This window comes from Catelliglobosispora koreensis DSM 44566, assembly GCF_000379685.1.
In the GTDB taxonomy this organism is placed as follows: domain Bacteria; phylum Actinomycetota; class Actinomycetes; order Mycobacteriales; family Micromonosporaceae; genus Catelliglobosispora; species Catelliglobosispora koreensis.
In genome coordinates, this window is the sequence record NZ_KB903291.1 from 205,884 (window position 1) to 232,308 (window position 26,425).

Below are 26,425 nucleotides of genomic sequence, written 5' to 3' on the forward strand. Positions count from 1 at the left end.
TCATGGACCTTTCCGTGACACACATGTTCCTGGAAGTCGATGACCACGAAGCGGCGCTTGCCTTCTACCGCGACGCGCTGGGCCTAGAGGTTCGTCAAGACGTCTCCTTCGAAGGCGCCCGCTGGCTGACCGTCGGGCCGAAGTCGCAGCCGGATTTCGGCATCGTGCTGCAGACCGCCGGAGTCGCCCGCCCGGACGAAGACGCACAGGCCCTGCGTGAGCTGCTTGCCAAAGGATCGCTGTCGGGCATCGTGCTCGAAACCGCCAACGTCGACGCGATGTTCGACCAGATCCAGGCCAGCGGTGCCGACGTGCTCCAAGAGCCGATGGACCAAGCCTTTGGCAAGCGGGACTGCGCGTTTCGCGACCCGGCCGGCAACGAAGTGCGAATCACCCAGCGGTGAATACCTCCGGCAGCGGCTTGTGGTGCAGGATCACCAGGCTCGCGACGGCCCGGGTCAAGGCGACGTAAAGACGGTTCATCCCACGGGGCTCGGCGGCCACGATGTCGGCGGGCTCCACCAGGATCACCCGGTCGTATTCCAGTCCCTTGACCTGGCTCACCGGAACCGCCCCCAGCTCTTGAGCCACGTGATCGGCGGCGATAACGGTCGCCTCACCTCTTGCCTCGCGAACCGCCGCGGCCAGATCGTCCACGTGACGGATCTCAAGTGTTCCTCCGGGACGGAAGCTGCGCGTGGGCTCGATTCCCGGCGCTAGCGCGAGGGCGGCGAAGTCAGCGATCGTCTGTGGCACCCGGTAACCCGTTGGCAGATCGAGTGTCCTGAGCTGCCGCTTGCCTAACCGCTTCACCAACTCCGGCCACGTCTCGACAGCCAGCGGATGCGTCGCCTGCCCAAGGTCGCCCACGATCGTCATCGACGCGTGCGCGGCACGGCGGGCGATCATCCGGCACTCCATGGGCGACAGGTCCTGTGCCTCGTCGAGGATGACGTGCAGATAGACGTCATCGGTTGGCGCGTCTGGTTCCGCGACCGGCAAAGGCTCCGCGAGCACCGGAACGAAGGCCTCCTCGCCGTGCGGGTCGAATCCATCGACCCAGCTCACCACCTTGTGACCCTCGCGCAAAATAATCGCGGCGGCCCAGCGCTGCGCCGCCCAGTACCCATTGTTGTCAATGGATTGGCCGGAATTCGCGATGGGCGTGGGAAGCCCGGGCGCGAACAGCTGCCAGCCATCGTTGAGGCTCCAGCTCACCACAAAGGTCTCGGCCAGACGGGCACCACTTTTGAGCTCCCGCAGCTGCCATTCGCTTTGCGTGACTTTCGGTTTCTCAGGCGTACCAAGGATGTCCGCCAGCTCGTCGAGCAAAGGGACGTCGTCGACCGTCCATTCGCCGTTCTGCGCTGGCAAGACGTCTTGCGGCGTCAGTTGCGGCCACCACGCCTTCAGGAAGCTTTCCGGGATCTCCTTGCCATCCAACAGTTCTGAGAGCACCGTGGCCGCGATGGCACGCGCACCGTTGGGCTTGATGCCCTGTGCCTCACAACGCTTCCTGACCTCGGCGCGGGCACCTGCCAAGTCCTCGGCCTTGAGGGTGCTCAAGCGGTCTGGCACGCCCGGCGGGGTGTCCCACGCCAGATCTGTCAGCACGCGCACCATTCCCAAGCCGCCCTTGACCTTTGCCACCTTGGCGGAGTCACGCCTGGTCGCGGTGACGCCCTCGAACAGCTCACCGATCGCTCGCAAGTGGACACTGTCCTCACCGAGACCTGGCAGCACCCGCCCGATGTAGTCGGTGAAGACCGTGGACGGTCCTACGACAAGGATCCGGCCGTCGGCGAACCTGCCGCGGTCGGTGTAGAGGAGGTAGGCCGCCCGGTGCAAAGCGACCTGTGTCTTGCCGGTGCCTGGGCCACCCGTGATGAGGGTGACGCCATGCGCGGGTGCGCGGATCGCCTCATCCTGCTCGCGCTGAATCGTGGTGACGATGTCGCGCATGTGCTCACCGCGCTCGCGCGTCAGCGACGCGAGCAGAGCGCCCTCGCCGACCACGCCCTCGATGTCCTTGCTGGACAACACATCGTCATCGAGGCCGACGACTTTCGGGCCTTCACAGATGATGACACGACGGCGATCCACGCCGAGCGGCTCGCCCGTGGTCGCACGGTAGAACGGCGCGGCCGCCGGTGCGCGCCAGTCCACGACCAGTGGCTCGCGATCCTCGTCTCGCACGCCTAGGCGGCCAATGCGATACGTGTCACCGTCATCGAAGTCGAGCCGGCCGAAAACGAGGCCCTCCTCCTGACCATCCAGATCCGATAGCTGAGCGGCGGCGCGCAGAACCATCGCGTCGCGCTCGACCAGTCCCGTGAGCGGGCCTGAGGTGGCTCTGCCGTGGCCTTCGCTCTTGAGCGTCCTGGCCTGTGCCCGCATGACTTCCAAGCGCTCGTAGACCCTGTCGACGACTTGTTGTTCGACGGCGATTTGCATTTCTACGTCAGACACACTGCTCCCCGGGTTGCGTACCTGTGCTCGGACGACATTACGGGCCGGTCCGGACTACAAGATCGGTATCTGGGGTGATTTATCCGGGTTGCATAGCCTGTATACTGAAACAGAGAGCTGAGGTGTTCACGTCCCCGGCTCTTTTCTGTATCTACTTTGGTTCCTGCTAACAGCGTTGCGCTGCATGAGCTTTCGGCAACGTCACTGCCACCGCGGCGCTGACAGCTTCGCTAACGACGGCACGGATCTTTCAAGTTCGCTCACCAAGACGCACAGCGACTTTAAACGCCTTGGCTTTCGGCAGCAGGGCCGGTGTGTCGCACCGGTCTTGCAGTTGTCAATGAGTGGCGAGACACTTCATGCCGGCGATGCCGATCGCGAGTTCGCGGCCAGACTTTCCCAGCACCGCAACAGAATTGATGTCTCCGGTGTAGGCGACTTCCGCTGCGGTTTCGCACAGTTGCCTAGCGGTCTCGGTGGCCTCATCATCAAGCGCGGTCTGGATGACGACCGAAGTGCACTGGCCTTGAACCTTCACGCTGTCCACTTTGGACGGCTGGAGATACTGCTTGATCGTTTCTGCCGCCGTGCCGCAGGCATCCTGAACTGACGCCGGGACCGAAGCTGCCGGTTTCTCAGCTGGACGGCCCGGCTCTGAGCACGCGGCAAGAAGGCTGATAGTCAAAAGGATGGCGGCGTAAGGCATGCGCACGAGAGGTAGCTCCTGATTCGAGTTCTAAAGCGGAGAGGTAGCGGTCATGAGCCACAACCCGGTTGGCAGGCGGTAACCAACCTCGGGGTCGTGATAGCGCTGGAGCAGACGGTTCACCCCGTCGAGCGCGGCTTGCTGCTGTCCTGGCGAGGCCGCACGGTATGCCGACCCTGCCGGCCCAATGTCGATAAGCCACTCCGCGACGTCTGTTGCGCACAGCTCCACGTCGTGCGACACGAGACTGAGGTCAGCGAAACCCCGCGTCGGCCAGGACACGCTTGACATAGGCGGGATCCGCGAAGGCGAACGGCCCGGGCTCCGCTCCCACCGGCAGTGGCGGCAACGCACCCACATGCGGGGCGACGCCGAGCACTGTCGCGGAAAGCCAGGGATTAGCGGCACTAGCCCGAAACACCGTCGCGGCCAGCCGGCCACCAGGACGCATCAGCTCCCGAATGTTTCGCAGTCCCGCAACAGGATCTGGTAACAGCATCAACGTCATGCGCGAGAAGACCGCGTCAAATGGCGACCCGGCAACGGGACCCGGAGCTTCGATGTCGGCGTCCACAAAGGTGAGTCCGGGGAACCGTTGCGTGGCAGCGGCCACCATCGCCTCAGACAGGTCAAGGCCGACAGCCAGCCCACCGGGCATCACCATGGCTGCCAGCTCCGCTGTGGTGCCACCACATCCGCAACCCACGTCTAGTACGCGTTCGCCCGGCTCCAGGCGCAGCGCCTCCAATGCCACCTTGCCCAGCGGGCGGCCAAGCGCGTCGTGCCGGTCGGCCTGACGAATCCAGCCTTGCGCCGCGCGCGCCCAGAAGTCGGCGTTGCGCGCCCTGAGTTCGGCGATGTCAGCCATTAGAACGGCATCTCCGCACCGGTGACCGTCATCGAGCTGAAGGCCGCGGCCTTGCTCGCGTCGAAGCTTTCGTTCTGGGCAGCGAGACCAGCGGCGCGCATGAGCCGCTCGGATTGGAAGCGCCGGAACGCCTGCTCGTCTTGCCAAATGTTGATGATGCGCCAGCCACCGTCGACCGGGCCCGCGACGTGAGCGATAAGGCCAGGCGGCCGGTCCGGCCCCAAATGTTGCTCCACCATGCGGTATTCAGCCTCGCTGATACCTGGCATCTCCTGCACAACCCCGAATAGCATGATCACTCCTATTTGATAGAGTTATGCTCTATCCAATAGAGCACTACACTACGGCCGTGGTTGTCAAGCGGCGATATGACTCCTCTCGGCGAAACGAGCAAGCCCGCCAGACCAGGCGAGCGGTGCTGACCGCCGCTGCCAAGCTGTTCGTCGATCCGGGTTATGCGGCAACTCCCCTGACGGCCATCGCGGCCGAAGCAGGGGTCGCCGTGCAGACGGTGTACGCGGCCTTTGGCAGCAAGCGTCAGCTGCTCTCGGAACTGGTTGATGTGACGATCGCCGGAGACGACGAACCGGTGCCGCTCCCGGACCGTCCATTCGTGACGGAGATCAGAGCGTTGGCCGATCCACGGGCGAAACTCGCGCGCTATGCCCAGCACCTGTCCGAAACACACGCCCGCCAAACCGACGTCATGATCGCGCTCGCCGGTGCGGCAACGGCCGATCCAGATGCCGCCGAGATCTGGCAAAAACAGGTCGACGACCGGCTCCGGGGAATGGCCATGTTCGGCGCTGAGCTGCTCGCCACCGGCCAGCTGCGCGCCGAGCACGACACCGACAGCGTCGCCGATATCCTTTGGCTAGCAATGGATTTCCGCAACTATGACTGGCTGGTTCGGCGGCGCGGCTGGCCGGTAGAACGCTTCGAACGCTGGTATGTTGAGACGGTGTCCGCCGCGCTGCTCCCCTAGAGCTGCGCGAGGACTTTCAGAATCGCGGCTTCTTCCCGGGCGGGGTCAGCCACGGGGCGGATAGTCGCGGCGATCTCATCCGCGCCCGCGAGGTGAAGAGCCACCAGTCGCTGGCGAATCTCCTCTTCGTCGCCGTAGATGTAAACCTCGCGGATCAGCTCGTCGCTCAACTGCCCCTGCGCGGTAAGCGGGAAACCCGCCTCGCGGAACATCTTTCCGTACGTCGGCAGCGACGAGTAACGGGAAAAGACCTCCTGCGCGACCCGCCGCACGGTCCCAAAGTCTCTGGTGAGCACGACGGACGCCGCGACGATCAAAGGTGGCCGTGGGCGTCCGGCTATCTGGGCACCCTCTTCCAATGCGGGCCGGGCGACCGAGCGCACATACGAAGGCCCAGCCCAAATAAGCATGGCGCCGTCAGCGATCTCGCCGGCCAGGCGCAGCATGTTCTTACGCAGCGCGGCCAGGACGATCGGTGGCCTCGGGGGCGTCAACATGGGCGGAAGACTGGCGTGCACTTGGTAGTGCACACCGTCGAGGTCGACATGGCCGTCCCACAGCATTCCGCGCAGCACGGCCACATATTCGCGCAGGTGCGCCAGAGGCTTGCCGAACGCAATGCCGTAGCGGCCCGTTATCTCCGCCTGATGACTCGCTCCGATGCCCAGGCGAAAACGCCCCGGCGCCAGTTCTGCCGCGACAAGGGCTTCGTTTGCCCGTGCCAGCGGATGAGTGGGGTACGTGATGGCGATGCCGCTAGCCAGCCCAATAGTGGACGTGCGGGCGGCCGCCGCGGTGACGATGCTCAGCCCGTCCGGGCCTACCGGCCAGGAAGGAACCCAAGCGGTGCCCACACCCGCTGCTTCCGCCCGCGAAATCGCCGCCAGCACCCCACTAACCGGAGGAGGAAACGTAACTATCCCAACCGGAATGGCAGAACCCATGGCTCGCAGTGTTTCATGCGGGACGAGCGACGTCGATACGTTCGGGGGCACTGTCCAAACGCGACTGGAACGGTACCCGGTCGAACAGGAACCGGCTGTAGGTGATCCTGCCGTTGACGACGGTGACACACTCCGCGCCGGGCGCGTCCTTTACCGGGACGGTCTCGGTGTCGTACATGACCAGCGCGGTCCTATCGTCGCCAAAAGCGGCGATCATCTTGGTACTGAGCAGGATCTGCACGAAGGGTTCCAGGAACGCGCGATACGCGCCAGCGCCTTCGATCCTGCCAGCAGGGGCGTCGCAGATGATGTCCTGCGCGATGAAGCTCATCGCGCGGTCGAGATCCTTGCCTGTCCACGCCTGGTGGTAGGCCAGCGCTGTGTCCAAAGCTGAGCTGTTGTTGCCAGTCATGAGGATTCCTCTCCAATCACGAGCTCTCGCGCTCGTTCCATGTAGGTTGAGACACCACTTCCACGGCGAACGGAACGGTGAAGGAGCCGCCCGTGATCCAGGCCACACTCGAGCGTGCCCGCGCCGGTGACGGTGAGGCGTTCCGCGAACTCACCGAGCCCTACCGAGGCGAGCTGCACCTGCACTGCTACCGCATCCTCGGCTCGCTGACCGACGCCGACGACCTGGTTCAGGAAACGCTGCTGGCCGCTTGGCGGGGACTGGACGGTTATGAAGGCCGGGCGTCGCTGCGCGCATGGCTTTACCGGATCGCCACCAACCGCTGCCTCAACGCCATCCGCGATAGCAAACGCCGCGCGCCTACGGAGCCTGTCGCGCCGTTTACCCCGCCCGAGCCCACCCGCCGTGACGAGATCACGTGGCTGCAGCCCTACCCGGACACGCTTTTGGAACAAATCCCAGACATCGATCCCGGGCCGGAAGCGCGCTACCACGGCCGGGAAACCGTCGAGCTAGCGTTCATAACTGCCTTGCAGCATCTGCCACCACGCCAAACCGCGACGCTGGTACTACGCGACGTGCTCGGCTACACCAATGCCGAAGTGGCCGAGATGCTCGACACCACGCCGATCGCTGTCAAAGGCACCCTGCAACGCGCCAGGGCGGCTCTCGATCAGCACCGTGGCCAAGCGGCGCCAGCCCGGACTGACGTGACCGGCGAGCGCGATCTGGCGCGACGCTTCGCCGACGCGTTCACCACCGACGACATCGACGCTGTAGTCAAACTGCTGACCGACGACGCTTGGCTAGCTATGCCACCCGCCCCGCAGCAGTACTACGGTCACACGGCGATCGCCGAGTTCCTTCGCACCAGCGCCATCTGGCGAGCCGGGCGCCGCTTCCACCTCGTCCCGGTCTCCGCCAACCGGCAGCCTGCCTTCGCTTGGTATTTCGACGGCACCGGTGCCGGACTGATCGTGCTGTCCACCGACGGTGACCGCATCGCCCGGATCACCAGCTTTCTGGACAGCACCCTCATCCCACGCTTCGAATAGCAGCCGCACACGATTAAGGGCACCTATCCAACCGGATAGGTGCCCTTAAATTTTGTAGCGGGGACAGGATTTGAACCTGCGACCTCTGGGTTATGAGCCCAGTGAGGGGGCAGACATCCCACGCTCAAGTTCACGTTTTCCCAGCTTAACATGTACGCGACATGCCGCCATATGCCGTCAGATGACGCCTCCTGGTGGCAGGTCCACCCCGCTGTGACCCCACCACGCCATTCATGGTTATGAGTATTCACAAATCTTGATGACCGACATTCATTGATGTATGTCGACTACGGTCCGCCGCACCTCTGTCGAAATTCATCGAAGCTCTACAATTATTTGTGAAGACTTTAGTCGCCGAATCCATAGAGATATGTCGAACTCTTCTCACGCAGTGTCTTCGACCGCCTGCGCGAAGAGGTCATCCATAAGACCGGGGTTGTCGTAGTCCTCGGACAGCGAGTGCTCAATCTCCGAGAAAGCATCTACGCCCAGCGCCGACAAGCTGAACGGGTCGATGGCCACACCTCGCTTCGGGTCATACGTGGTGTACCGGTTCGTGTACTTGCCGATGGTCAAGGCGATGACGTGAGCCACCCCAGCCGCCACGAGCAGGTTCCTTGCCCATTCCATCGAGGATCCCGTGGTCGTGAAGTCGTCGAACACGATCACGGTCTTGCCTTCGAGCCTGCCCCGATACCTGCTGCCGAGGTGGACTGTCTGGATCTGGTTCGCGATGGAGATCGGGGACCGTCGGCCGTCTCGCTTGGCCTTGTATCTCTCCAAGCTTGTGTCGGGCGCGTCAACTGCGCGCACCAGCAGGTCGTCCCTGTAGTAGCCATGCACCATTGACGCCGCCGGCTTGACGAATTGCTCGAGTTCCTCGCTCAGCTTCCCGACCTTGCTGCTCGGGTAAACGCAGAAGAGCGCGCCTTTCGGAAGCATCCCTTCGACATAGAGGCTCGAGACAGCGTGGAGCGTAAGCATGTCGCTTGCGCTGTTCCCACCGACCGAGATGCTTCTGTGCCGGGTAAACACGTCCTGCAACGTGAAAGATCTTCTCGGCGGGTCTGCGGGCAACGTGGCGTTGGCCGGAAGCATGGATCGCAGCGAGAGCCTGCGATCCGGATCGTCGTAGCTGAAGGAGAACCGCGGCTCCTGCATCAACAACTGCGACGCGTATGACGGAATGTCGTCCGGCGTTTCGACCGCGAGACATTGACTACGCTTTGGCCCGGCCCACTCCGCGTGCAGGTAAAACACGCCCGCATTGATCGCCGTCAGCCAATCCCACCTGCTGCTCCCGATTGAAAGCAGCTCATGGTGCTCAACATTCAGTCCGTCCGCGACAGCGTCCATCCAGATATCAGAGCCGCGAGCCTTGGGTTCACGAAGGTCTGCCTTTTGAACGTGGAGGTCGGGACTCGGGTATCCGTGCTGCGCACAGAGGGTCGCCACGTCCATCGGGTCGGTCGTGAGAATGCAGATCTCTAGATCATTCTCTTTGACCCACGCAAGGACAGCCTTGAGCTCGTTCGTCACCGTGCTCCCGCGGTGGAAAAGCGTCTTGTAATCGAAGACGATCGCCTTGAGCGTCATGGTGCTTCCTCGATTGCTCGCGCCAGTCGGATTGTCAGCCGGTTGATGTCTTCGCGGGTGATCTCCCGGAGGCGTAGTTCTCGTTCGAGGAGGTGCTCCACGAGCGCGAGGCCGTTGGTGGGCTTGTCCATCTCCTCGCAGAGAGCGCGGAAAAGGTGGTCCAGGCGACGGCGCCCGGCATCGTCGAAGATCTCCACGGTCTCGCCGACAACCTGCTCAGCTACGAGCCGAGCGAGGTTTCCCGCCCCCTCGAACATGAGCCCCACCGTCGGTCGAGAGTACTTCGCTGCGAAGCGGACGGTATGCGCCGTGCCGCCGGCGGCGGTGCCGTCGGCGGCGACCACTATGTTCGCCAGACCGGCCTGAAGGCGGTTTCGTGCGACGAAGTAGTGCTTCCTGTAATGGTCGTCGGGCAGGTACTCGCTCACGACTGCGCCGCCTGACGCGATGATGTGGTGCCGAATCTCGGTGGTCTCTGCCGGGAAGATGACGTTGATGCCGTGGCCGAGGAAGGCCACATTCGTCACGTTGTCCCGTAGGGCGAAGCGGTGAGCGGCGGCATCAATGCCGTTGGCGAGCCCGGACACGACGGTGATGGGATATGCGGCAATCGTGCGGACGACGGCCTCTGTCGCCTTCACCCCCAGCGCCGAGGGTTCTCGCGTTCCCACCACGGCCACAAAGGGGCCGCCGTCGAGCACCTCCGGACGGCCTTGGACGAAGAGCCAGCGCGGGCCATCTGGTATCGAGCGCAGCCGAGGAGGGACGTCGTCCGGCCCGAGTAGGACGATCGAGCGTTCGTGGAGGCGGTCGAGTTCATCGCGACCATCTGCGAGCAGGTCCTTGCGATCCTCGGCAAGGACCTCGGCCAGCCGGACGGCGCCGGGAATCTTCACTGCTTGCAGAAACGCGAGCGTGCGGGCGCTGTCGTCTTCTAGTAAGAGCCCGAGGTTGCGACCGAGGTGGGTGACCAGGTCGGAGAGTCCCTTGCTTCCCAGCCCGTGAACTTTTCCAAGCGCGAGCAACGACGGGCCGAAGGGCGTGGTTGCCTGAGCGTGACGAAGGGCCGCGGTGCTGCCGACCTCAAATCCAGGCAGCACTCCTTGGGGCGACTCCGCCCCGTCCAAACGCGCTCTGTCAGGCACTATGCGTTCCGTTCCGTGATTGGCCGCGTGTGCTCCTCGGCGGTCTCAGCCTACGCGCGGATGGTGGTTGGAAAGCCGATGCGCTCACTGGCGCCGTTCTAGCTTCTTCACGGACCCGGCGCTGTCAGAGCTGCCCCCTACCCTGAGCAAGATGCTCATCGTGGAGTCCGACCCGAGCTACGGGCGAACATCCGGAATATTTCTAGGTCGATTTTTGAGATTTCCCGTTGCGGTCGGCACGCGTGCTAGAGTAGCGTGGTTACCAACGGCGACGAGATGAGGAGGTGCACGTGGAGGCGAACGCGGCGATGCTGACGCTGGCACGCGAGTCTCGTGGTCTCCGCCAAGGCGAGCTCGCCGAGGCGATGGCTGAGCGACTGGGCGAACCAGTCTCACAGGGCTATGTCAGCAAGGCAGAAGCTGGGCGCCTACCGGTTACCGACGATCGACTCCAAGCCATCTCCAACGTATTGCACTACCCCGCCGAGATGCTGTGCTCCGAGCCGGATGCCAACAGCGTCGGCGTCGGACTCATGCACCACCGCAAGAAGGCATCCCTCGGAGCTCTAACCTTGCGCCGGATCCACGCCCAGGTGACATTCAGCCGTTCGCACGTACAGAACCTGCTGGCACTGGTCGACGATTTCCATCATGAATTCGACCGCTACGTGCTGACTGACGAGGACAGCCCGTCCGAGATCGCGCAGCGCGTCCGCCGCGACTGGGGACTCGGAGACAAGCCGGTCGGCAACCTGGTGGCCGCGATTGAAGCAGCGGGCGGGATCGTGCTCGAGCGGGACTTTGCCACGCGCGAACTGGATGCCATCAGCCAGTGGCCGCAAGACCGGGTTCCCATGATGCTTCTCAATCCGGATGCACCCGCGGACCGATTCCGTTTCAGCCTGGCGCACGAATTGGGTCACTTACTCATGCATCACGAGCCAGGCTCCACACCGCTTCAAGAGCGCCAGGCCGACGAGTTTGCAAGCGCTCTGCTGATGCCGGCTTCGGCCATCAGGCATGAACTTCGTCAAGGCACTGTCGATTTAGGACGGCTCGCGGAACTCAAACCGGTCTGGGGCGCATCCATGTCGGCGCTCGCCCGCCGTGCACTCGATCTGCGGGCGCTTAGCGAATGGCGATACCGCGATCTGATGGTCGAGTACTCCATTCTTGGCTTCCGCCAACAGGAACCAGTCTCCATCAGCTCAGAGCATCCATCTAAGTTTCGCAATATAATCGTGGATCTCATGAAGCTCCGCGGTTGCGACCTCGATCAGCTTGCGGTTACCGCCGGGTTATTCGAGGACGAGTTCGAAAAGCTTTACCTGACAGTGCCGTCACATTAGTCCCCAGCGGGACCGCCTGATAGAGGTGCGAAGATGACGCAAGACCCTGTGCCGCCGTCTCCGCGACGGCCGGCGTGGGACCAGGACCGCTCGGCGCTGCCTCCTGCAGCCCAGCACCTGAAAGGCAAGATGTTCCATCTCATGCGGGCCAGGGGTGTCGATGCAATCCCCAGCCCCTTGAACGGGTCGGCAACCGGCTTCGCGTTTGTGGGCGGGCCGGGCGAAAAGGGAGTCAGCCGCCTCGCTCATGCCGCGGGCGTGTGCGTTGTGGTCGACGTAGCTCACTACGAGGCGCAGATGGCATCCGCCGAAACGCCTCTGTTCTACACAGAGCCGGAAGGTTTCTTCGGTCATGATCCCTTTTATGACGACATCATCGCTCGAGGGGCGGATCTCGTAGCCATCCCCGCAGGCTACGTAGAAGCCGAGGACTCAGAGGCGCTTAAGGCTGTGCGGGACGCGGCCAACGCTGTCTCCCGTGATGACGTGGTCGTAGTCGTTGCTGTGGACGTGACTTGGCTGCGGGATAACCGCGTCGGCCAGCTCATCGCGATCCTGCGGACGATCCGGCACCCGGTCGGCCTGGCGTTGGGCGGGCAGTACAACCCGACGGACGGCTACGTAACGACGCTCAGCAATCTACGTCGCGTCTATCGGGAGCTTCCGCATGTGGGACCGTGGCGTACCGATCAGGTGAATGCGCTGGATGCGATGGCCCACGGGGCGCTGTTCGCTGGAATTGGGGCTAGTGGCAGCCTTCGCCACCTCGTGCCGCCGAAGGAGAAGACCTTCTTTTCCAGCAAGAAGCCGTCGGTCTTCGTGCCGGAGCTCATGGACTACTTCAGTGCCGACAAGCTGGCCAGGCTCTGGGCAAACGCCGATCCCATGACCTGCTCGTGCCGGATTTGCCGTGGAGGTCCGCTCGACCGATTCGACAGCGAGGAACCCGAGGCAAAGCACGAGGCTGCTCTGCACAACCTCGCGTGCTGGGTGCAATGGTGGGATGAGCTTCGGGCCGTCTCTCCCGATCTACGGCCGAGTTGGCTTGATCGGTTGCTCACCCGGGTGGGCAAGGCTTATGAGGATGAGAACATCCGCATCCAGCAGGCCAAGGCGTTCATTCCCTCGCCAACCCTGGCCAAACTGATCAAGCTGGCGGTAGCGGCTCTGGCCAACGAAGCGCCTGTTCAAACGCCTGTTCTGTGAACTGCCAGGCAGCTACTGTGTGACGCCTGTGGACGTGTGGCGCCGGGTCGAGGATCATCTCGGCCCTGCCGCCAAGATTGTTGACAGCGACGCCGACGCCGAATTTTCGCGCAGCCGCTCGCATATCATCCTGATCAGACGGTGTCCGCGGCAGCCACATGATCCTCGCAGCAAATGGCGCGAACCGACCTGCAAGTTCCAGACCTGTTCGCCAGCTTTTCGCGGGCACTACCGCAAGGTCCACACGCAGCGGCCTGACTGCCTCGCGAACTACGTCGCCTCCGATACGGCTCACCGCGCCCTTGCACAGGCGGTCTATCCGCCGCTGCTCGCGCGGCATAAGCACGTGCACGGGCACAGGCATACCAATCGGCAGTGACATAAGGGTCTCAAGCTGATCGGAGGACTGGATGCTTGAGCAGCCGACGCCACAACGGCGGCGCATCTCTTCGGCATCGATCCGGTAGGCCAGCACAACCTGCGTGCCCAGTAGATGGAACTTCGCGAACGTCGCCTCGTCCGGCACAAGATCATGTATTGCATGCTTGGCAGTTAGGATCGCTTCTGACGTCAGGCCGTACGTCGCTGCGCTGGTCACACGATCACCTATTCCGTTATTCATGCTTGGCCAGCCGTTGCGCCCACGTCTGGGACCTGCCCGGCGCAACCCTTCTGCGACTTGATCGGAAACTCTTTCTACCATCGCGACGGCAACCAGAGGAACCCTCCAGTCCTCCATTAGCACCCTGCGGCATTCGCCCCGTAAGCACTATTACATCTTGTTGACCTTGAATCTCCGTGTTGTCCACGCCGTGAGTTCCCACATCTGACACCCTCATTCGTGAATCCGATGCGCACGGGCGGATTGCGCCCATTGTTCGGGCGCTCTAGCGGGAGTCAAGGCCCCTGCGGGGGCGCTGCGCTCCTTGACTCCCGCTGGCGAGCGCCCGAATCTCTGGGCACTCTCCGCCCGTGCTGCCTCGGGACTACGACAGGCTGACGAGGCGGTCGCGGTAACTGCGGATGGTCTCGCTGAGTTGTTTCGGGTCTGTGCCGCTGGTGACGAGCTCGTCGAGTTCGCCGAGGAGGTCGTAGATCTGGCGGCGCATGATCCGTGCGGCTTCGGCGGCTTCGGAGTCGACGGATTCGAGCATCGACGTAACGCGGCGGGAGATCTCGACGCTGCGTTCGTCTGCCGTGGTGGCGCCGTCTTCGGGCAGGGTGAGGCCGGCGACCTGCCGGTAATGGCGGGGTTCAACATCGCCAATGGGCGCCTGGCCGCGTAGCCAGCGCACAAGCCGGACCCGATCGATCACGATCTCGGGGGTGATTTGGATCTGGTCGTCGCTGTCGTCGTCGGGCATGAGCAGGCTCTCCGGTGGCACGCCGAGCACGTAGGCCAGGCGGAGCCATTCGTCGATCGTGGCCGGGGCTTTGCGCCGTGATGCCTCGATGTTCATCAGCACGGTGTGGGTCATCGCGGAGTCGGCGTAGCGGGCGGCGGTGTCCTCGGCTGTGAGGCGCTGCCGTCGGCGCTCGCGCCGGATCGCCTCGCCCGATATCACCCCTGCTGTCCGACTCATCAGTCGCCCCTCACCTGGCTACTTACGATTTTCGTAAGTTTTGCTTCTCTTCTCGACAAGGTCAGCTTAGCACCGCCATTGTTGCTTCCCACAGGGGTAAGCGGCGCTTACCGAATCAGTAAGTGACGAGGTGAGAACAGTGCAGGCAGGACTGAGCCGGGACCGGATGTGGACCCACGAGGAGACCGCCGCGTATCTGGGGGTCGAGGTGCAGACGCTGTACTTCCTCAACCACAAGGGCAAAGGCCCCCGCTACTACAAGGTCGGCCGCTACTGCCGCTACCGCCCGGCCGAGGTCGACGCGTGGCTGGAGTCGCAATGCGCCAGCCGATGACCACCGCCCCGGCCGGGTTCCGGCTGCACTACGTGGACGACTCCGGATCGCACGCATCCGGCCTAGTCTCCTTCACCTGGCTCCAGCTCGACCCCGAATATTGGGCCGCCGCCGAGCAGACCTGGCTGGCATTCCGCCGCGACCTCTACACCCGGTATCGCATCCCGGCGTCCCGGCCGCTACACGCCACCGACCTGGCCGGTGGCCGCCGCAGCCCGTCCCTCGATCCCGGCTGGGACGCCTCCGAGCACGGCGCGGACGTGATCGTGCGGGCCCTGGAGGCGATCGGCGCGCTGGCCGGGATCGCGGTCGGGACGGTGTTCACCCGCATCGGGTCCGACGGGTTCCATGCCGCCAAGTCCGGGCTCTACCGGCGCCTGACCGATCTGCTCGACGGCGACCTGCGCCAGCGCGGACAGCACGGTCTGGTGGTGATGGACGGCGACGGCTCGGACCCGAGCTACGCCGCAGCGCACCGGGCGCTCCCGGTTTCGCGACGGTTGATCGAGGCTCCGGTGTTCCGGCTCTCTGAGACCGACCAGTGGGTGCAGATGGCCGACATCGCGGCGTGGACCGGGTTCCAGGCGTTGCGCCGGCGCCGGGTTCACGGCCGCAAGCTGTGGGGCTGGTATCGGTCCCGGCTCGGGCACCTCGACCTGTTCGGCGGGCCGCGCGAGCTGTAAACGCAGCAGGACCTGCACATCCACGAGCGTGGGGCAGGTCCGCGCCGCCACCGTAGCACTCCATCGCCCACCTCGGGCAACCCGTTTTCCCTGACTAGCCCACCGCCACAAGGCGGCCGGGCCGACCTTTCACACCCTTCGACGCTCGAAACATCCCCATTTGTACTGGAAGGAACTCCTCTCATGGCACCTCTGCTCTCCCCGAACGGTGACGGCCGCTACCAGGTCCGCTGGACCGAAGACGGCAGGCCGCGCACCCGTGTGTTCACCTCCGCCGCCGACGCGCGCCGCTTCCACGCCATGCGCGTCGCCGAGCCGGTCACCCCGACCCTCGCCGAGGTGATCGAGAAATGGGCCGGGCAGACCGCCTACGCCGAGGCCACCCACAGGCGGATCAAGCACACCCGCGAACAGCTGGTCCAGCCGTTCTTCGGCGACACCCCGATCGAGTCGATCACTCGGGACCAGGTCCGCCACTGGGTCAGCTGGCTACTCAAAGATCGGCAGCTCAGTGCTTCCACGGTGCGCCAGCACTTCTGCGTCCTGCGGGCAGCAATGGCGTGGGCGGTGGACGCCCTGCTCATCACGGACAGCCCGTGCGCCCAGATCCCGCTGCCGCGCGTGCCACGCGCACAGCGGGCGATGGCTTTGACCAGGATCGCCGCGCCGAAGCTGGTCGCCCGCAAGGCGCCCGGACACCAGCGCGACTGCGGAGCCCTGGCCGACCTGCGCCGGGCACTGGCCGGCACAGGCACCGCCGAGGAGCTCACCGGATTCCTGCGCGGCCTGGACCTCGCCGCCGACCTCGACTAACACCCTTCGCTTCCGCACGGCCCGCCCGTCTGGCCACACCCCCTTACCCCTCAACATGTTTGGAGCAACACCACCATGTCCAACGGCTGGGTCGAACCCTTCACCACTGCCTCCGGCGACACCCGCTACCGCGCCCGGTACCTCGACCGCCGCGGCAAGCAGCAGACCGAGAACACCTACGCCAAGAAGCGCCAGGCCAAGCGAGCCGCCACCGCTGCGGCGGTCAAGGCCCGCTCCGGGGCCAACACCGACTTCGCCCTGGGCAAGCAGAAGTTCTCCACCTACGTCCTGGAGACGTGGCTGCCCAACCACATCATCGAGATCTCCACCCTCCAGGGCTACACCGGAATGATCAACAAACACTTGCTGCCGTGGTTCGGCGAGATGCGGCTGATCGACATCAACGCGCAGACCGTCCGTGAATGGATCACCCACCTGCAAACGTTGCAGCCCAAGCTTTCCGCCAAATATCTCTACAACCTGAAGAACTGCCTCAGCGCGATCTTCAGCACCGCGGTCAACGACGAGATCCTGCCCGCCCATCCGGTCCACGGCGTGAAGACACCGACCGTGGCGGCGAAGGTCGTGAAGGTCATCACCCCGGAGCAGTTCGACGTCCTCTACGACGAGCTGCCCTACGGCGACATGCAGCTGCTAGTCGAGACCGACATCGAGACCGGGCTGCGGTGGAGCGAGCTGATCGACCTGCGGCCCCGGGACTTCTCCCACGGCTACACCCGCATCACCGTGACCCACGCCGCCGTCGAGGTCTCCACCAAGTTCACCGTCGACGGCTCCCGCTTCGTGCTCAAGGAGTACCCGAAAGACGGCGAGCATCGGGTCGTCCAGATCACCCAGCAGCTCGCGGCCAAGCTCGCCCACCACGTCGAAGTCAACCAGATCGGCGACGACGACCTCATGTTCGAGTACATCGAACCGCCGGCCCGACCCAAGCCGGTCAAGGTAGTCCCCGACCCGGAGACTCTGGGCTGGACCGAACCCAACGCCAAAGGCCGCATCTACCAGCACGGCACCAAAACCGCGTACACCGCGGCACCGTGCCGCTGCCAGTTCTGCCGCGACGCGATGTCGATCTACCGGGCCGAACGCCGCGCGGCGGGCAAGGACCGCGCGCCGAAACCGCCGACGCGCCAGCAGCGCGAGAAGCACATCACCAAGGACTGGTTCCGCAACAACGTGTGGAAGCCAGCCTTACGCAAGGCCAAGCTCGGTATCCACGTCCGGGTCCACGACCTGCGCCACGCCCACGCCTCCTGGCTGCTCGCCGGAGGCACCAACATCAACGTCGTCAAGGAACGCCTCGGACACGGCAGCATCAAGACCACCGAGCGCTACCTGCACAGCCTGCCCGACGCCCAGGATGAAGCCGTTGACGCGTTCGCCTCGATCCGCAACAGGAGCAAACGTCGTTAGGGCAGCAGAGGGTTGCGCAAGGAAGTGACCTCGCACAACCCTCTTCACTCAGTTCCCCGGTCAGGCTCATCCCTTGGGGTGCAACGCTCTGAGCGCTCTGATGATCGCCGGGCGCTGCTGTGGCGTGGTGCCACGAAGAACCAGAACGTAGACGGTCACCGTGGAGATCTGCCGCATCGCCGCCAGCGCAAGGACGCTCCAGACCAGCAGCTCGGTCATGCCTGATCCTCGGATGTGCTTGCCCAGTAGGCCAGCCAGGCGTGGCTGACCTTGCTGTGGGAGGACAGGCGAGTCAGCATGGCGTCGCCTTCCGGTTGCTCCGGCATAGTCGTGCTGCGTAGAGCAGCATTGACGTCCCCAGGTCCAGGTTGATCCACAATGGAGTATGTGGCGTGAGCGTCAGTGCGGTCGACCGTGCATTCGGGCATCCCGAACAGGTTGTTCACCAGCAGATAGGCCGTCTCATCACGGGGCGGCCCGTCAGGCCATTCGATGCTCAGATGATTGCCGCTGGCCCACCACTTGCTCCACAGCGCACCGCCGAAAGCATTGTGGCGGCGCAGGATCCCGCTAGTCAGCGCGACCGGGCCGTGGGTCCTGGTCCACTGCCCCAGGTCTTTCCTCTCCTCCCAGGTGAGCGCTTCGCTCCTGTTCCATGTCCAGCGTGGCGGCTCGTCGAATACCGATTGGGCGAAGGCCACCGCTGCCTTCCATGTCTTGGCCTTCACCCCGCTCAGGAACACCCGCGCCTGCGGCTGATCGGCCAGGTAGAGCTCCACGCATCGCCGGTATTGGCGATACCGCAATCCCACCGCGCCCCACACCTCGTCCTCGACCGCTCTCGGCAGCAGATCCACCAGGAGGGCAGGCAACGCGTCGGGACACAGCTGAAGCGTGAGCGTGCCGTGAGGGCTAGGTGTGGCCGAATGGAAGACACGCGCCGAACAGGTGAACCCACAGCCGGGACGTAGTTGCAGGTAGTCGACGGCTTTTCTGGATGCCCAGGCAATCTCAGTCTCAAGTTCCTGCTGCGACTGCGATGCGGCCTGGCCGAGAAAGTGTGACGCCAGATCGATGACCTGCTCGGCGTCGGCACGATAATCAGCGTCGTGCAGTGCCGCCTCCAGCACGCGACGGTGATGCCTGGTCAGGCCCGCGAGCGTCGGGCGTAGTTGTTCGATGGCAAGAGATCGAGCTTCGCCGGTCACTTGAATGCGGCGATCCACCAGCTGCTCTTCAAGGGCCTTGTTCGGCATGACGTCTCCTTGTCCCTGCCGCGCCGGCTCGGCGGGTTCAAGTACGTCAGGCTCATCGCCAGTGGTCAGCTGAATGCGATCTGCGCAGCTGGATACCTCGATCCCGCAGCGGTCCCCGTCTTCAGCCGGCGATGACGGTTTCCTGCCTCACGCCTGCGCGGCGCCGAGAATGACTCTAACCGATGCGTCAACCGATGCGCATGAGACGGCAACGTCGCCGTCGCGCATCAACCGGTCTTAGATCGCCCGACCTACAGCTCGCTGATCTCCTTCGATCGTGGATTCGCCCAGGGGGTGCTGATCGACGGGGGAAGGTCCGCGGCGGCTGGTCCGATGCTTCCAAGTACATCGGCCAGTGCACCAGTGCGCAGGTTTTCGACGAGGCAGGCTACACAGATGTCGTCAGCGTCGCTGCATCCTCTGCCCGTCACCAAGTTACGGGCGTGGTTCCAGGCCGCGTCGGCATGGTCGCATCGCATCGCCCGCCACGTGCCCGCTTGCATTTCGGCTGGCAGCGCCGCTGCGACCGATGGCCTCATCGGGAGGAACAACCGTCCGTTGTCCTCCTGGACGACGAACACCCGGTCAAGGTAGTCGCACTCGTCGGGCTGCGGGTCGTGTTCAGCCACCCATCGCGCCGCTTCGCTGACCGGTCCCGGCCCCCACAGCAGATCCGCCGGGAAGCGGGTCGCCTCATACCAGGAGTCGTATTCGCGTAGCCCCGGGTCGGCGCGCAACTCCTCCGGGCGGAAGTAGGCGCGCAGCACCACACAGGTCCATCCCGGCACGTCCGCCTCGTGGTTCAAATCCCGCGCCAGGCCGGTGTCCTGTGCCTTGCCGTCGTCGTCCCAGACCGTGGCGATCACCTCGCGGCGCAGGGGCGCCGGATAGAGCCGGCCACCCGGCGTGGCGACGCCCCACAGCTGGTTGATGATTTCGGCGACATCGCTAAGGGTCCGCACCGCCTCCACCGGCCCATGAAGGTGATACCCGTTGGCATGCGCGACGAAGTTTCGCAGCGCCGTGAGGGCCTTCTCCTGGCCCCGGTTGCGGTGTCCTCGTAGCAAGCCCACGCCACGCGCCCATCCATAGAGCCCGTTGAGCATGCCGTTGAACGCGATCCCCCGCCCCGGGCTCAACCGCAGCTTCCACTTGGCGTGCTTTCTGATCAGCTTGATGACATCTTCGTAGTCGGTCACGCTGAACGAATGCTCGGCGCCGACGAGGTCGATCAGAATCAGCGTCCCGTGATGCCATTCAAGGAACCGGTCGCGCAGCGCCTGTTCGATCACCAACAACGCATGGTCGCCGACCAGCGTGAAGATCTCGTAGCACATGATCCCGTGTGCGAACACGGCCCGCAGGTGCTCGAAGCTCTGCCTGGTCCCGTCGGCCACCGCCGCGGCAAGCTCAAGACCCGCAACGCATTCCTGCTGAAACTGCGCGGCGCCCTCCGGTGTCATCTGCACGCCGATGCCGAGTCCGTGCGGGGTGAACCGCAGTGTGCGCGCGTCAGGCTCCTGAAGCTCGGCGAGGGTTTTGATCTCCACAGCTGCGCCTTCCTGAATCGGACGAACCGCTCAGGATAAGGCAAGGTCTGCTATTCCCCGGCATGAATAAACCCGAACGGCCACGGGGGAAGCCGTTCGGGTTGCCTGGAAGCATAGACCTCCAGGTGCTATTACCGAAAGTGGTTACACGCCTACAGGTTGCTCGGCGTTGATGACGACGCCCAGGAGGCTGAGGATGGTCGGAACGGCCACGCGGTAGGAACGGCCGGAACGGATGACCCTGGCCGGGAACGAACCATCGGCGGCCATCTCGTATGCCTTGGTACGCCCGATTCCAATGATCGACGCGGCGGTTTCCAGGTCGGTGGTCAGGCCGAGGTCGCGGACGTCGTCGACGGTCCATTTCCGCTGGCGAGTCACGGGCTTCTCCTCGGGTCGGCCTTGCTGTGCCCGATCACTGTGCACAATCCGCCTGACCTGCGTCAACAGGCTGCGAGGTGGGGGAATCCAGATCAAAACAACGATGATCAACTCATGCTGGCCGTCCCGCATTGCGGGAAGCGATTCTCGTGATATAGCCCGCCGACGGGCGCTGTCCAGGGTGGGCCGAGGCACGGTGCCAGGCGGTCTGTGCCGCCGCAAGCCCCCGCGACATACGCCTACGCGGGTGCCCGGGTTCTGGCTGGCAGAGGTAGGGGCTTGCGGCGGCTGAGCCCGCCTGGCCCTGAGTGCTCGTCCCACCCGGCCACGCGCCCCGCGTAGGTGGCCAGGTCTTCTTTCGAGCCCTTGCGGAGGCCCTTCATGTCTTCTGACGATCTTGATCCTGACTTGCGTGCGGTGCGCGCCGCGTTGTCGCAGCTGGTCGGCTACACGCTGCCTGACGGTTTGGCTGCTGTGGCCGAGGCGAACGGCATCGCGAGCGGAGGCTGGGTGTTTCCGGCGAGCCCGGTGAATCTGGCGTTGCCGGAACTGTCTGATCCGCTGGAGCTGGTGCCGCGCGGCGTGGAGCTGATCGAACAGGCTGCGGACCTGGGTGTGCGGATTCTGGTGCCCGGTGATGCGGGCTGGCCGGTCGGTACGGCGGCTGACGACCTTCCCTGCTTGTGGGTCAACGGCGACCCTGACGTCGCAGGCGTGCTGCGCCGGGCGGTCACCGTCACCGGGGCCAGGGACAGCACCTCGTATGGCGAGCACATGGCCGGGGAATTGGCGTTTCCGTTGGCGTCGCTGGGCTGGACGGTCGTGGCTGCTGCCGGATTTGGCATCGATCAGCATGCTGCGGCCAAGGCAAGAGCAGCCGGTGGCCGGACTGTGCTGGTGTCGGCGGGAAGCGTGCTGCCCGACGATCATGTGCTGTCGCTGCGCTCGTTTGTTGCTGACGCTGCGGCGCATGGCTGTGTGGTCAGCGCGTTCCCGCCGGGTATTCGCGCCACACGCGCCCGGTGGGCGGTGCAGCAGCGGCTGTTGGCGACGGTGTCGGCGGGCACGGTCGTGGTGCAGGCGTCCGGGCACAGCCGTGCGCTGGAGGTGGCCCGGCTAGCTGCTGCCGCTGGCCGGGCGGTGTGTGCGGTGCCCGGCCCGGTCACATCCGAGCAGTCCGTGGGCTGCCATCGCCTCATCGAGGACGGCACCGCGATGCTGGTGTCCACGGGCAGCGACGCGGCCAGGGCCATCGCTGGGAATGCGACCCGTCACGCCCCGGACCGCACCGATCTGTTCGAGGTGTCAGGTCGGGCCGGCTGGGACGACGGGGTGTGGCGTACGCGTGAACTGCCGCCATTCTTGATTCCTGCGGCCTCGGCGCAGCAGGCGGCCGACATCGCGTTCGGCATCGCCTTCACTGCCCGGCCGAACGCCTCCGGAGCGACCTTGGACGCGGCCGTCCGAAGCCCCGACGGCACCTACCAGACGCTGCACATTTCCGTGACCAGCTGAATCCCTTCCGTCCTCGCCCCTTTCCCTTGGCCTGCCTGCTGGCGGGCCTTTCGTCGTTTTTGGAGCTTGTCGTGGTCATGTCATTGGTTGTCATCGCGGTATGCGCTGTGGTGGAGGGAATTTCCCTGGCAGCGACCGGCATTGCTCTGTGGCGGTTGTCGCGCCGCGTCCATGCCATGCGTGCCGCGTCCAGGCTCGATCCGCTCACCAAAATCCTGGGCCGCGACGGTCTGCTCGACCGGATCGCCGATCTGAACGCCGCAGGCCAGGCGCCGGGTGTGCTGCTGCTCGACCTGGGCCGGTTCAAGTCCGTCAACGACGCGTGGGGTCATGATGCTGGTGATGACCTGCTCATCGCCGTCGCCCACCGGCTAAACGCCGTTGCGGCACGATTGGGCGGCCACGCCGGGCGGCTCGGCGGAGACGAATACATAGTCCTCCTTCCCGGAGAGCCGTCGGATGCGACGCTTGCGGAGGCATGCGAGCAGATTCAGCAGGCATTGGCCCGGCCGTTCCGGCTGGAAAGCGTCGCCGTCGCGGTTAGGGTCAGCGTCACCGTCGGCGCAGCGGCGGCTCAGGCGAAACCGTTGCCGGGTAAGCCTTTCCGGGCCGCCGACATCGCGCTCTATCACGCCCGGCATCACCGGCAGCCGGTGGCGATCTACCAGCCCGGGATGGTGCACCCTAACGCCCAGCAGCGCCACGGCGAACGGCTGCGCGACCTGCGTCAGGCCCCGCCCGTCGCCGTGTTCGACTCCAGCCTCTTCACCCGCGTGGCGGCAAGCGAGGTGTCCAGCGACACGGCACACCCGGACGACAGCGCAGAGCTGGCCGAGCTCATTGACCTGATCGACCCACGCGGACGCAAATTCGGCACCGATATACAAGACCTCGCCCGCCGCTGCGTCGACCACGGCATCCTGCAGCTGGCTGACGCGATCAAAGACATCCACGTCGAGCCCACCGTGCTCGGCGACACGCGTGACGGCGGTTTCCGCGTCCTGACCGTTCTCGCCGCTGGCCCGGTGCTCGCCTCCCCGCAGATACAGCCACGGCCGTTCACCGATTTCGCTGAGCCGGCCGATGTCGCCATCGCGGTGATGACCGCGATCGCCGACACGATCACCAGCTGCTGGGATCTCTACCGCGCCGCGATGACAGGCGCAGTGCGATGAACGCCTTCTCACCATCGCCGAGGCCGAAACGGTTGCTGTCCAACAGCAACCGCAACCTCGCCCGTGACCGGATCTGGTCGTGGACCATCCCCGCTCTGGCCGCTCGCCTGCCCAGCGGCGCTACGCTGCGCACCTGCCCGGCGGCCGGGGTATGCGCCCAAGCGTGTTACGCCAGAGCCGGGACCTACCGGTTCGCCAACGTGCGGGCCGCGCATCTGCGCAACCTGCTCTACGTCCTCGAGGACCCGCAAGGGTGGGAGCAGGCGATGCTCGCCGAGCTTGCGGCGCCTCGGTTCGTCGGCGGATACGTTCGTATCCACGACGCCGGTGACTTCTTCTCCGATTCCTACACCTTGGCGTGGCTGCGCATCATCCGCGCTCGCCCTCACACCTGGTTCTACGCCTACACCAAGGAAGTCGACCGCCACGACCGGCTCATCGCATCCGACCCGCCGCCGAACTCGCGTTGGGTGATGTCGCTGGGCGGCAGACAGGACCACCTCGTAGACCCGCGCCGGCATCGCATCGCCGACGTGTTCCCCACCGAGCAGGCCATCGCCGCCGCCGGATTCCATACCCAGGCCGACTCCGACCTGCTCGCCCCATTTGGCCCCACCCCAGTCGGCATGGCCGCCAACAACATCGCGCAGTTCCAGCGCCGTCAAGGCGACCGCACCTTCGGCCAGTGGCAGCGCGAAACCGACCGCCGCTGACACCGCCAACTCCGGCTTTGGCAGAAGGTTCGCCATTCCCCACAACAACAACATCGTCCTGAAATCCGGGAATGGTTGTGAAGAACCGGTCGGCGGCTGACCGATCGCCCAAGGCCGCTAGGTCTGTTTCGCACCTTGTCGTACCGCATCGATACGCTCTGTCGCTGTTGGACAGACGCAGTTTGCGAAAGGTGCGAAGCGATGAGCCGACGTGGCGTGTTCGAACCCGCCAAAATCGCCGAAGCAATCGGCAACATGCGCAAGGCGGGGCTGGAGCCGCTGGATCCGTACCCCGGCGCCATGAAGGCTTGGCGATCACGGTGTACCGGGTGTGGGGTCGAGGTGACGCCGAAATACAACAATGTCCAACAACGCGGAACTGGCTGCCGTCCCTGCGGAATCAAGAAGCGTGCGAACGCTCGTTTGACCCCGCAGGAGGACGCTGTGGCAATCTTGGTCAGTGCGGGCCTGACTCCGTTGGAACCCTTCATACATTCCCACCGCCCCTGGCGTTCCAAATGTGACGCCTGTGGCGATCAAATTGCGCCGACGCTGGCAAGCGTCAAGATGCGTGGCCGGAGCTGCACTAGGTGCGGCCGGAAACGCGGCGGACTGATCCGCCGTGTCCCAGAGGCGACAGCAGTCAGGTCTATGAACGAGGCAGGGCTTGAACCGCTCGAGCCATATTCAGGGCTGCATTCGCCTTGGCGATCGCGCTGCCTTACCTGCCACCACATTGGACATCCCGCTCTCGCTGGCGTACGAAGCGGGCAAGGTGGCTGTGTTCCCTGTGGTATCGCACGTCGAACCGCCGCCCTGCGCACGCCCGCCGATGAGGCCGTCGCAGTGATGCGAGCAGCCAAACTTGAGCCGCTGGAACCCTATCCAGGCTCGAACTGCGTCCCTTGGTGTTGCCGCTGCATCGTCTGCGACGAGGTCGGTTTCCCCGTCTACAAAACCATCCGCAAGGGGCAAGGCGGATGCATCCCCTGCGGCCACACACGCACGGGCCTGGCTCGTCGCGTCTCCAACGAGGAGGCTACGGCCTATATGCTTGCTGCGAGCCTTCAACCGCTCGAACCGTACCCGGGCTCCATCCACGCCCCCTGGCGCTGCCAGTGTCTAAATTGCACGATTGAAGTAGCACCATCGCTGGGCAACATCAGGCGCGGCAGCAGATGCCGCGCATGTGCCAAGTACGGCTTCGATCCTTCCGCCCCGGCGGCTGTCTATCTTGTGATTTCGTTGGCACTCCATGCCGCGAAGATCGGCGTAATGAACCGAACATCACCGCGCCTCGACGAACATCGCCGTGCTGGCTGGTATCCCTACGAGCTCGATGGGCGGCCGTTCGTGTGGCCCGTAGAAGTCGGACGAACCGCGGAGCGCATCGAGGATGCCGTCCTTGCGTATTGGCGGGTCGGCCTCGGCGCAGGACCTGCCGTCTCCTCGGAGCTCATGCCGCAGGGTGGTTTCACCGAAACAGTGTCACTATCACTGATCGACCCGTACGAGACTGCCATGCGTGTCGTGATACTAAGCGACGCCCTTGCCCCACAACCCATTTCGGATTCCCTGACGAGCGATTGAAGTGTGACACTCGGCTTCGGCAGCGCTCGCCATCAGCGCGGCGGCCCTCACCGCGGGCAATTCGGGAGCTGCCGACGATATGTCCCTTGGCCTGGCGGCCAGGTTCTTGGCCGCTGCCCCCACTGCCGTCGACTGCGTTTAAGCAATCGGATGCCAGTGTCAGCTCTCCGGTGAGGTCGCGGGCTTGCCCCGTCTTCACCTGACCCCGATTGGGCCTTTACTATCCCGTCTACCCCTGAAAGGAACCGCCTGCCATGACCAGCATCCCGCCCCGACGCCGCCTGCCGGTGTGGCTGTCGGCCGTCCTTGCCTTCTTCGCCGCGATCTGGTTGGTAGGCGCGTTGCTGGTTGCCTTCACCGGCGCCCAACCGGCAGCCGAAGTGCGCTGGACCCTGCTGGCCAGCGAGTCGTCCGCTGCCATTCTGCTGGCGGTAACCGCGTGGTGGGGCACCCGTCCCCGGCCGGCCCTGCCGACCAGCGGGCGGACACAGGCTGCAGCCATCGGTGCGGGAGTCGTCGTCACCGGGCTGGCTGTGTTTGCTGCCGCCGAGGGTAAGGCGCACGGCATCAATTTCGGCACGCAGATCCTGTTCGCCACCGCGGTGGCGATCGCGTTCTACACCGTCGTGCGTTCCCGTCCCACCTCATAGCCCGTCTCCGCCG

The 26,425-nt window shown here is 64.7% G+C and carries 29 protein-coding genes and 1 tRNA gene; 14 read left to right on the forward strand and 16 right to left on the reverse strand.

All coding sequences use genetic code 11. The features are described from left to right. Positions 1-2 precede the first annotated feature (2 nt). A complete protein-coding gene (locus tag A3E1_RS0133165) occupies positions 3-404 on the forward strand; it encodes a VOC family protein (RefSeq protein ID WP_020525134.1) in 402 nt (133 codons plus the stop codon). On the opposite strand, the gene A3E1_RS0133170 is transcribed toward A3E1_RS0133165, so the two are convergent. The 5 genes from A3E1_RS0133170 to A3E1_RS43370 all read right to left on the reverse strand — a co-directional run bounded on the left by A3E1_RS0133170 (position 391) and on the right by A3E1_RS43370 (position 4,336). Further along, complete coding sequence (locus A3E1_RS0133170; RefSeq protein ID WP_040392544.1) at positions 391-2,469, reverse strand: HelD family protein; 2,079 nt, start codon at positions 2,467-2,469, stop codon at positions 391-393. The genes A3E1_RS0133165 and A3E1_RS0133170 overlap by 14 nt on opposite strands. A 337-nt stretch (positions 2,470-2,806) precedes the next feature. Then, positions 2,807-3,181: a hypothetical protein gene (locus A3E1_RS0133175; RefSeq protein WP_026209073.1), complete on the reverse strand. Its 375-nt coding sequence runs from the start codon at positions 3,179-3,181 to the stop codon at positions 2,807-2,809. A 24-nt stretch (positions 3,182-3,205) separates the two neighbouring features. Then, positions 3,206-3,466, reverse strand: coding sequence for a hypothetical protein (locus A3E1_RS45355; RefSeq protein ID WP_157631890.1), 261 nt, complete (start codon positions 3,464-3,466; stop codon positions 3,206-3,208). Next, entirely contained in the window at positions 3,429-4,043 is a 615-nt protein-coding gene (locus tag A3E1_RS43365) for a class I SAM-dependent methyltransferase (protein ID WP_020525138.1), read from the reverse strand. The genes A3E1_RS45355 and A3E1_RS43365 overlap by 38 nt, the downstream gene beginning before the upstream one ends. Further along, the gene (locus tag A3E1_RS43370; RefSeq protein WP_157631891.1) at positions 4,043-4,336 is read right to left on the reverse strand and encodes a hypothetical protein; all 294 of its coding nucleotides are present in this window, start codon (positions 4,334-4,336) and stop codon (positions 4,043-4,045) included. Before A3E1_RS43370 ends, A3E1_RS43365 begins: the two co-directional genes overlap by 1 nt. A 56-nt stretch (positions 4,337-4,392) precedes the next feature. Between A3E1_RS43370 and A3E1_RS0133190 the strand changes: the two genes are divergently transcribed. Beyond that, a complete protein-coding gene (locus A3E1_RS0133190) occupies positions 4,393-5,028 on the forward strand; it encodes a TetR/AcrR family transcriptional regulator (RefSeq protein WP_026209074.1) in 636 nt (211 codons plus the stop codon). On the opposite strand, the gene A3E1_RS0133195 is transcribed toward A3E1_RS0133190, so the two are convergent. Both A3E1_RS0133195 and A3E1_RS0133200 read right to left on the reverse strand, forming a co-directional pair. After that, on the reverse strand, positions 5,025-5,972 hold the full coding sequence (locus A3E1_RS0133195) for an LLM class flavin-dependent oxidoreductase (RefSeq protein WP_026209075.1): 948 nt from the start codon (positions 5,970-5,972) through the stop codon (positions 5,025-5,027). The two genes, A3E1_RS0133190 and A3E1_RS0133195, sit on opposite strands and share 4 nt — an antisense overlap. A gap of 13 nt (positions 5,973-5,985) precedes the next feature. Further along, complete coding sequence (locus A3E1_RS0133200) at positions 5,986-6,384, reverse strand: nuclear transport factor 2 family protein (protein ID WP_020525142.1); 399 nt, start codon at positions 6,382-6,384, stop codon at positions 5,986-5,988. Positions 6,385-6,476: 92 nt separating this feature from the next. Here A3E1_RS0133200 and A3E1_RS0133205 point away from each other — a divergent pair, with 92 nt between their 5' ends. Next, positions 6,477-7,439, forward strand: coding sequence for an RNA polymerase subunit sigma-70 (locus A3E1_RS0133205; RefSeq protein ID WP_020525143.1), 963 nt, complete (start codon positions 6,477-6,479; stop codon positions 7,437-7,439). A gap of 55 nt (positions 7,440-7,494) precedes the next feature. Here A3E1_RS0133205 and A3E1_RS47510 read toward each other — a convergent pair. The 3 genes from A3E1_RS47510 to A3E1_RS45360 all read right to left on the reverse strand — a co-directional run bounded on the left by A3E1_RS47510 (position 7,495) and on the right by A3E1_RS45360 (position 10,162). Then, positions 7,495-7,585 (reverse strand) — tRNA-Leu (locus A3E1_RS47510). Between the two features lie 238 nt (positions 7,586-7,823). Beyond that, positions 7,824-9,035 (reverse strand): hypothetical protein, encoded by a 1,212-nt coding sequence (locus A3E1_RS0133210; protein WP_020525144.1) that lies wholly within the window; start codon positions 9,033-9,035, stop codon positions 7,824-7,826. Then, positions 9,032-10,162 carry a DNA-processing protein DprA gene (locus A3E1_RS45360; protein WP_169454483.1) on the reverse strand — a complete coding sequence of 377 codons (1,131 nt, stop codon included), beginning with the start codon at positions 10,160-10,162 and terminating at the stop codon, positions 9,032-9,034. The genes A3E1_RS0133210 and A3E1_RS45360 overlap by 4 nt, the downstream gene beginning before the upstream one ends. 308 nt (positions 10,163-10,470) lie before the next feature. Here A3E1_RS45360 and A3E1_RS43380 point away from each other — a divergent pair, with 308 nt between their 5' ends. After that, on the forward strand, positions 10,471-11,529 hold the full coding sequence (locus A3E1_RS43380; RefSeq protein WP_020525146.1) for a helix-turn-helix domain-containing protein: 1,059 nt from the start codon (positions 10,471-10,473) through the stop codon (positions 11,527-11,529). Positions 11,530-11,577: 48 nt separating this feature from the next. Next, the gene (locus A3E1_RS45365; protein ID WP_157631892.1) at positions 11,578-12,735 is read left to right on the forward strand and encodes a hypothetical protein; all 1,158 of its coding nucleotides are present in this window, start codon (positions 11,578-11,580) and stop codon (positions 12,733-12,735) included. Here A3E1_RS45365 and A3E1_RS47515 read toward each other — a convergent pair. Next, positions 12,677-13,333: a hypothetical protein gene (locus A3E1_RS47515; protein WP_157631893.1), complete on the reverse strand. Its 657-nt coding sequence runs from the start codon at positions 13,331-13,333 to the stop codon at positions 12,677-12,679. The genes A3E1_RS45365 and A3E1_RS47515 overlap by 59 nt on opposite strands. Before the next feature lie 388 nt (positions 13,334-13,721). Further along, positions 13,722-14,318 carry a hypothetical protein gene (locus A3E1_RS0133235; RefSeq protein WP_157631894.1) on the reverse strand — a complete coding sequence of 199 codons (597 nt, stop codon included), beginning with the start codon at positions 14,316-14,318 and terminating at the stop codon, positions 13,722-13,724. Positions 14,319-14,448: 130 nt separating this feature from the next. On the opposite strand from A3E1_RS0133235, the gene A3E1_RS46510 reads away from it, so the two are divergent. The 4 genes from A3E1_RS46510 (at position 14,449) to A3E1_RS0133255 (ending at position 17,582) form a co-directional block, all read left to right on the forward strand. Further along, positions 14,449-14,652 (forward strand): helix-turn-helix transcriptional regulator, encoded by a 204-nt coding sequence (locus A3E1_RS46510; protein WP_245571521.1) that lies wholly within the window; start codon positions 14,449-14,451, stop codon positions 14,650-14,652. Further along, positions 14,622-15,335 (forward strand): hypothetical protein, encoded by a 714-nt coding sequence (locus tag A3E1_RS43390; protein ID WP_157631895.1) that lies wholly within the window; start codon positions 14,622-14,624, stop codon positions 15,333-15,335. Before A3E1_RS46510 ends, A3E1_RS43390 begins: the two co-directional genes overlap by 31 nt. 183 nt (positions 15,336-15,518) lie before the next feature. Continuing rightward, positions 15,519-16,148, forward strand: a complete 630-nt coding sequence (locus A3E1_RS0133250) for a phage integrase SAM-like domain-containing protein (RefSeq protein ID WP_020525152.1) — start codon at positions 15,519-15,521, stop codon at positions 16,146-16,148. 75 nt (positions 16,149-16,223) lie between these two features. Continuing rightward, positions 16,224-17,582 carry a tyrosine-type recombinase/integrase gene (locus A3E1_RS0133255; protein ID WP_020525153.1) on the forward strand — a complete coding sequence of 453 codons (1,359 nt, stop codon included), beginning with the start codon at positions 16,224-16,226 and terminating at the stop codon, positions 17,580-17,582. Between the two features lie 66 nt (positions 17,583-17,648). Here the strand turns inward: A3E1_RS0133255 and A3E1_RS47520 are convergent, their stop codons facing one another. The 4 genes from A3E1_RS47520 to A3E1_RS0133275 all read right to left on the reverse strand — a co-directional run bounded on the left by A3E1_RS47520 (position 17,649) and on the right by A3E1_RS0133275 (position 20,769). Continuing rightward, on the reverse strand, positions 17,649-17,801 hold the full coding sequence (locus A3E1_RS47520) for a hypothetical protein (RefSeq protein WP_020525154.1): 153 nt from the start codon (positions 17,799-17,801) through the stop codon (positions 17,649-17,651). Next, positions 17,798-18,838: a hypothetical protein gene (locus tag A3E1_RS0133265; RefSeq protein WP_020525155.1), complete on the reverse strand. Its 1,041-nt coding sequence runs from the start codon at positions 18,836-18,838 to the stop codon at positions 17,798-17,800. Before A3E1_RS0133265 ends, A3E1_RS47520 begins: the two co-directional genes overlap by 4 nt. A gap of 251 nt (positions 18,839-19,089) precedes the next feature. After that, entirely contained in the window at positions 19,090-20,388 is a 1,299-nt protein-coding gene (locus tag A3E1_RS43395) for a hypothetical protein (protein ID WP_020525156.1), read from the reverse strand. Positions 20,389-20,532: 144 nt separating this feature from the next. Then, a complete protein-coding gene (locus tag A3E1_RS0133275; RefSeq protein ID WP_026209077.1) occupies positions 20,533-20,769 on the reverse strand; it encodes a hypothetical protein in 237 nt (78 codons plus the stop codon). A 381-nt stretch (positions 20,770-21,150) separates the two neighbouring features. Between A3E1_RS0133275 and A3E1_RS45370 the strand changes: the two genes are divergently transcribed. The 5 genes from A3E1_RS45370 to A3E1_RS0133300 all read left to right on the forward strand — a co-directional run bounded on the left by A3E1_RS45370 (position 21,151) and on the right by A3E1_RS0133300 (position 26,412). Further along, a complete protein-coding gene (locus A3E1_RS45370) occupies positions 21,151-22,284 on the forward strand; it encodes a DNA-processing protein DprA (RefSeq protein ID WP_020525158.1) in 1,134 nt (377 codons plus the stop codon). 77 nt (positions 22,285-22,361) lie between these two features. Then, positions 22,362-23,459 (forward strand): GGDEF domain-containing protein, encoded by a 1,098-nt coding sequence (locus A3E1_RS45375; RefSeq protein WP_245571525.1) that lies wholly within the window; start codon positions 22,362-22,364, stop codon positions 23,457-23,459. Next, on the forward strand, positions 23,456-24,172 hold the full coding sequence (locus A3E1_RS0133290; protein ID WP_020525160.1) for a GP88 family protein: 717 nt from the start codon (positions 23,456-23,458) through the stop codon (positions 24,170-24,172). The genes A3E1_RS45375 and A3E1_RS0133290 overlap by 4 nt, the downstream gene beginning before the upstream one ends. Positions 24,173-25,447: 1,275 nt before the next feature. Beyond that, a complete protein-coding gene (locus A3E1_RS0133295; protein WP_020525161.1) occupies positions 25,448-25,762 on the forward strand; it encodes a hypothetical protein in 315 nt (104 codons plus the stop codon). 254 nt (positions 25,763-26,016) lie between these two features. Beyond that, positions 26,017-26,412 (forward strand): hypothetical protein, encoded by a 396-nt coding sequence (locus A3E1_RS0133300; RefSeq protein WP_020525162.1) that lies wholly within the window; start codon positions 26,017-26,019, stop codon positions 26,410-26,412. The last annotated feature ends 13 nt before the right edge of the window (positions 26,413-26,425 follow it).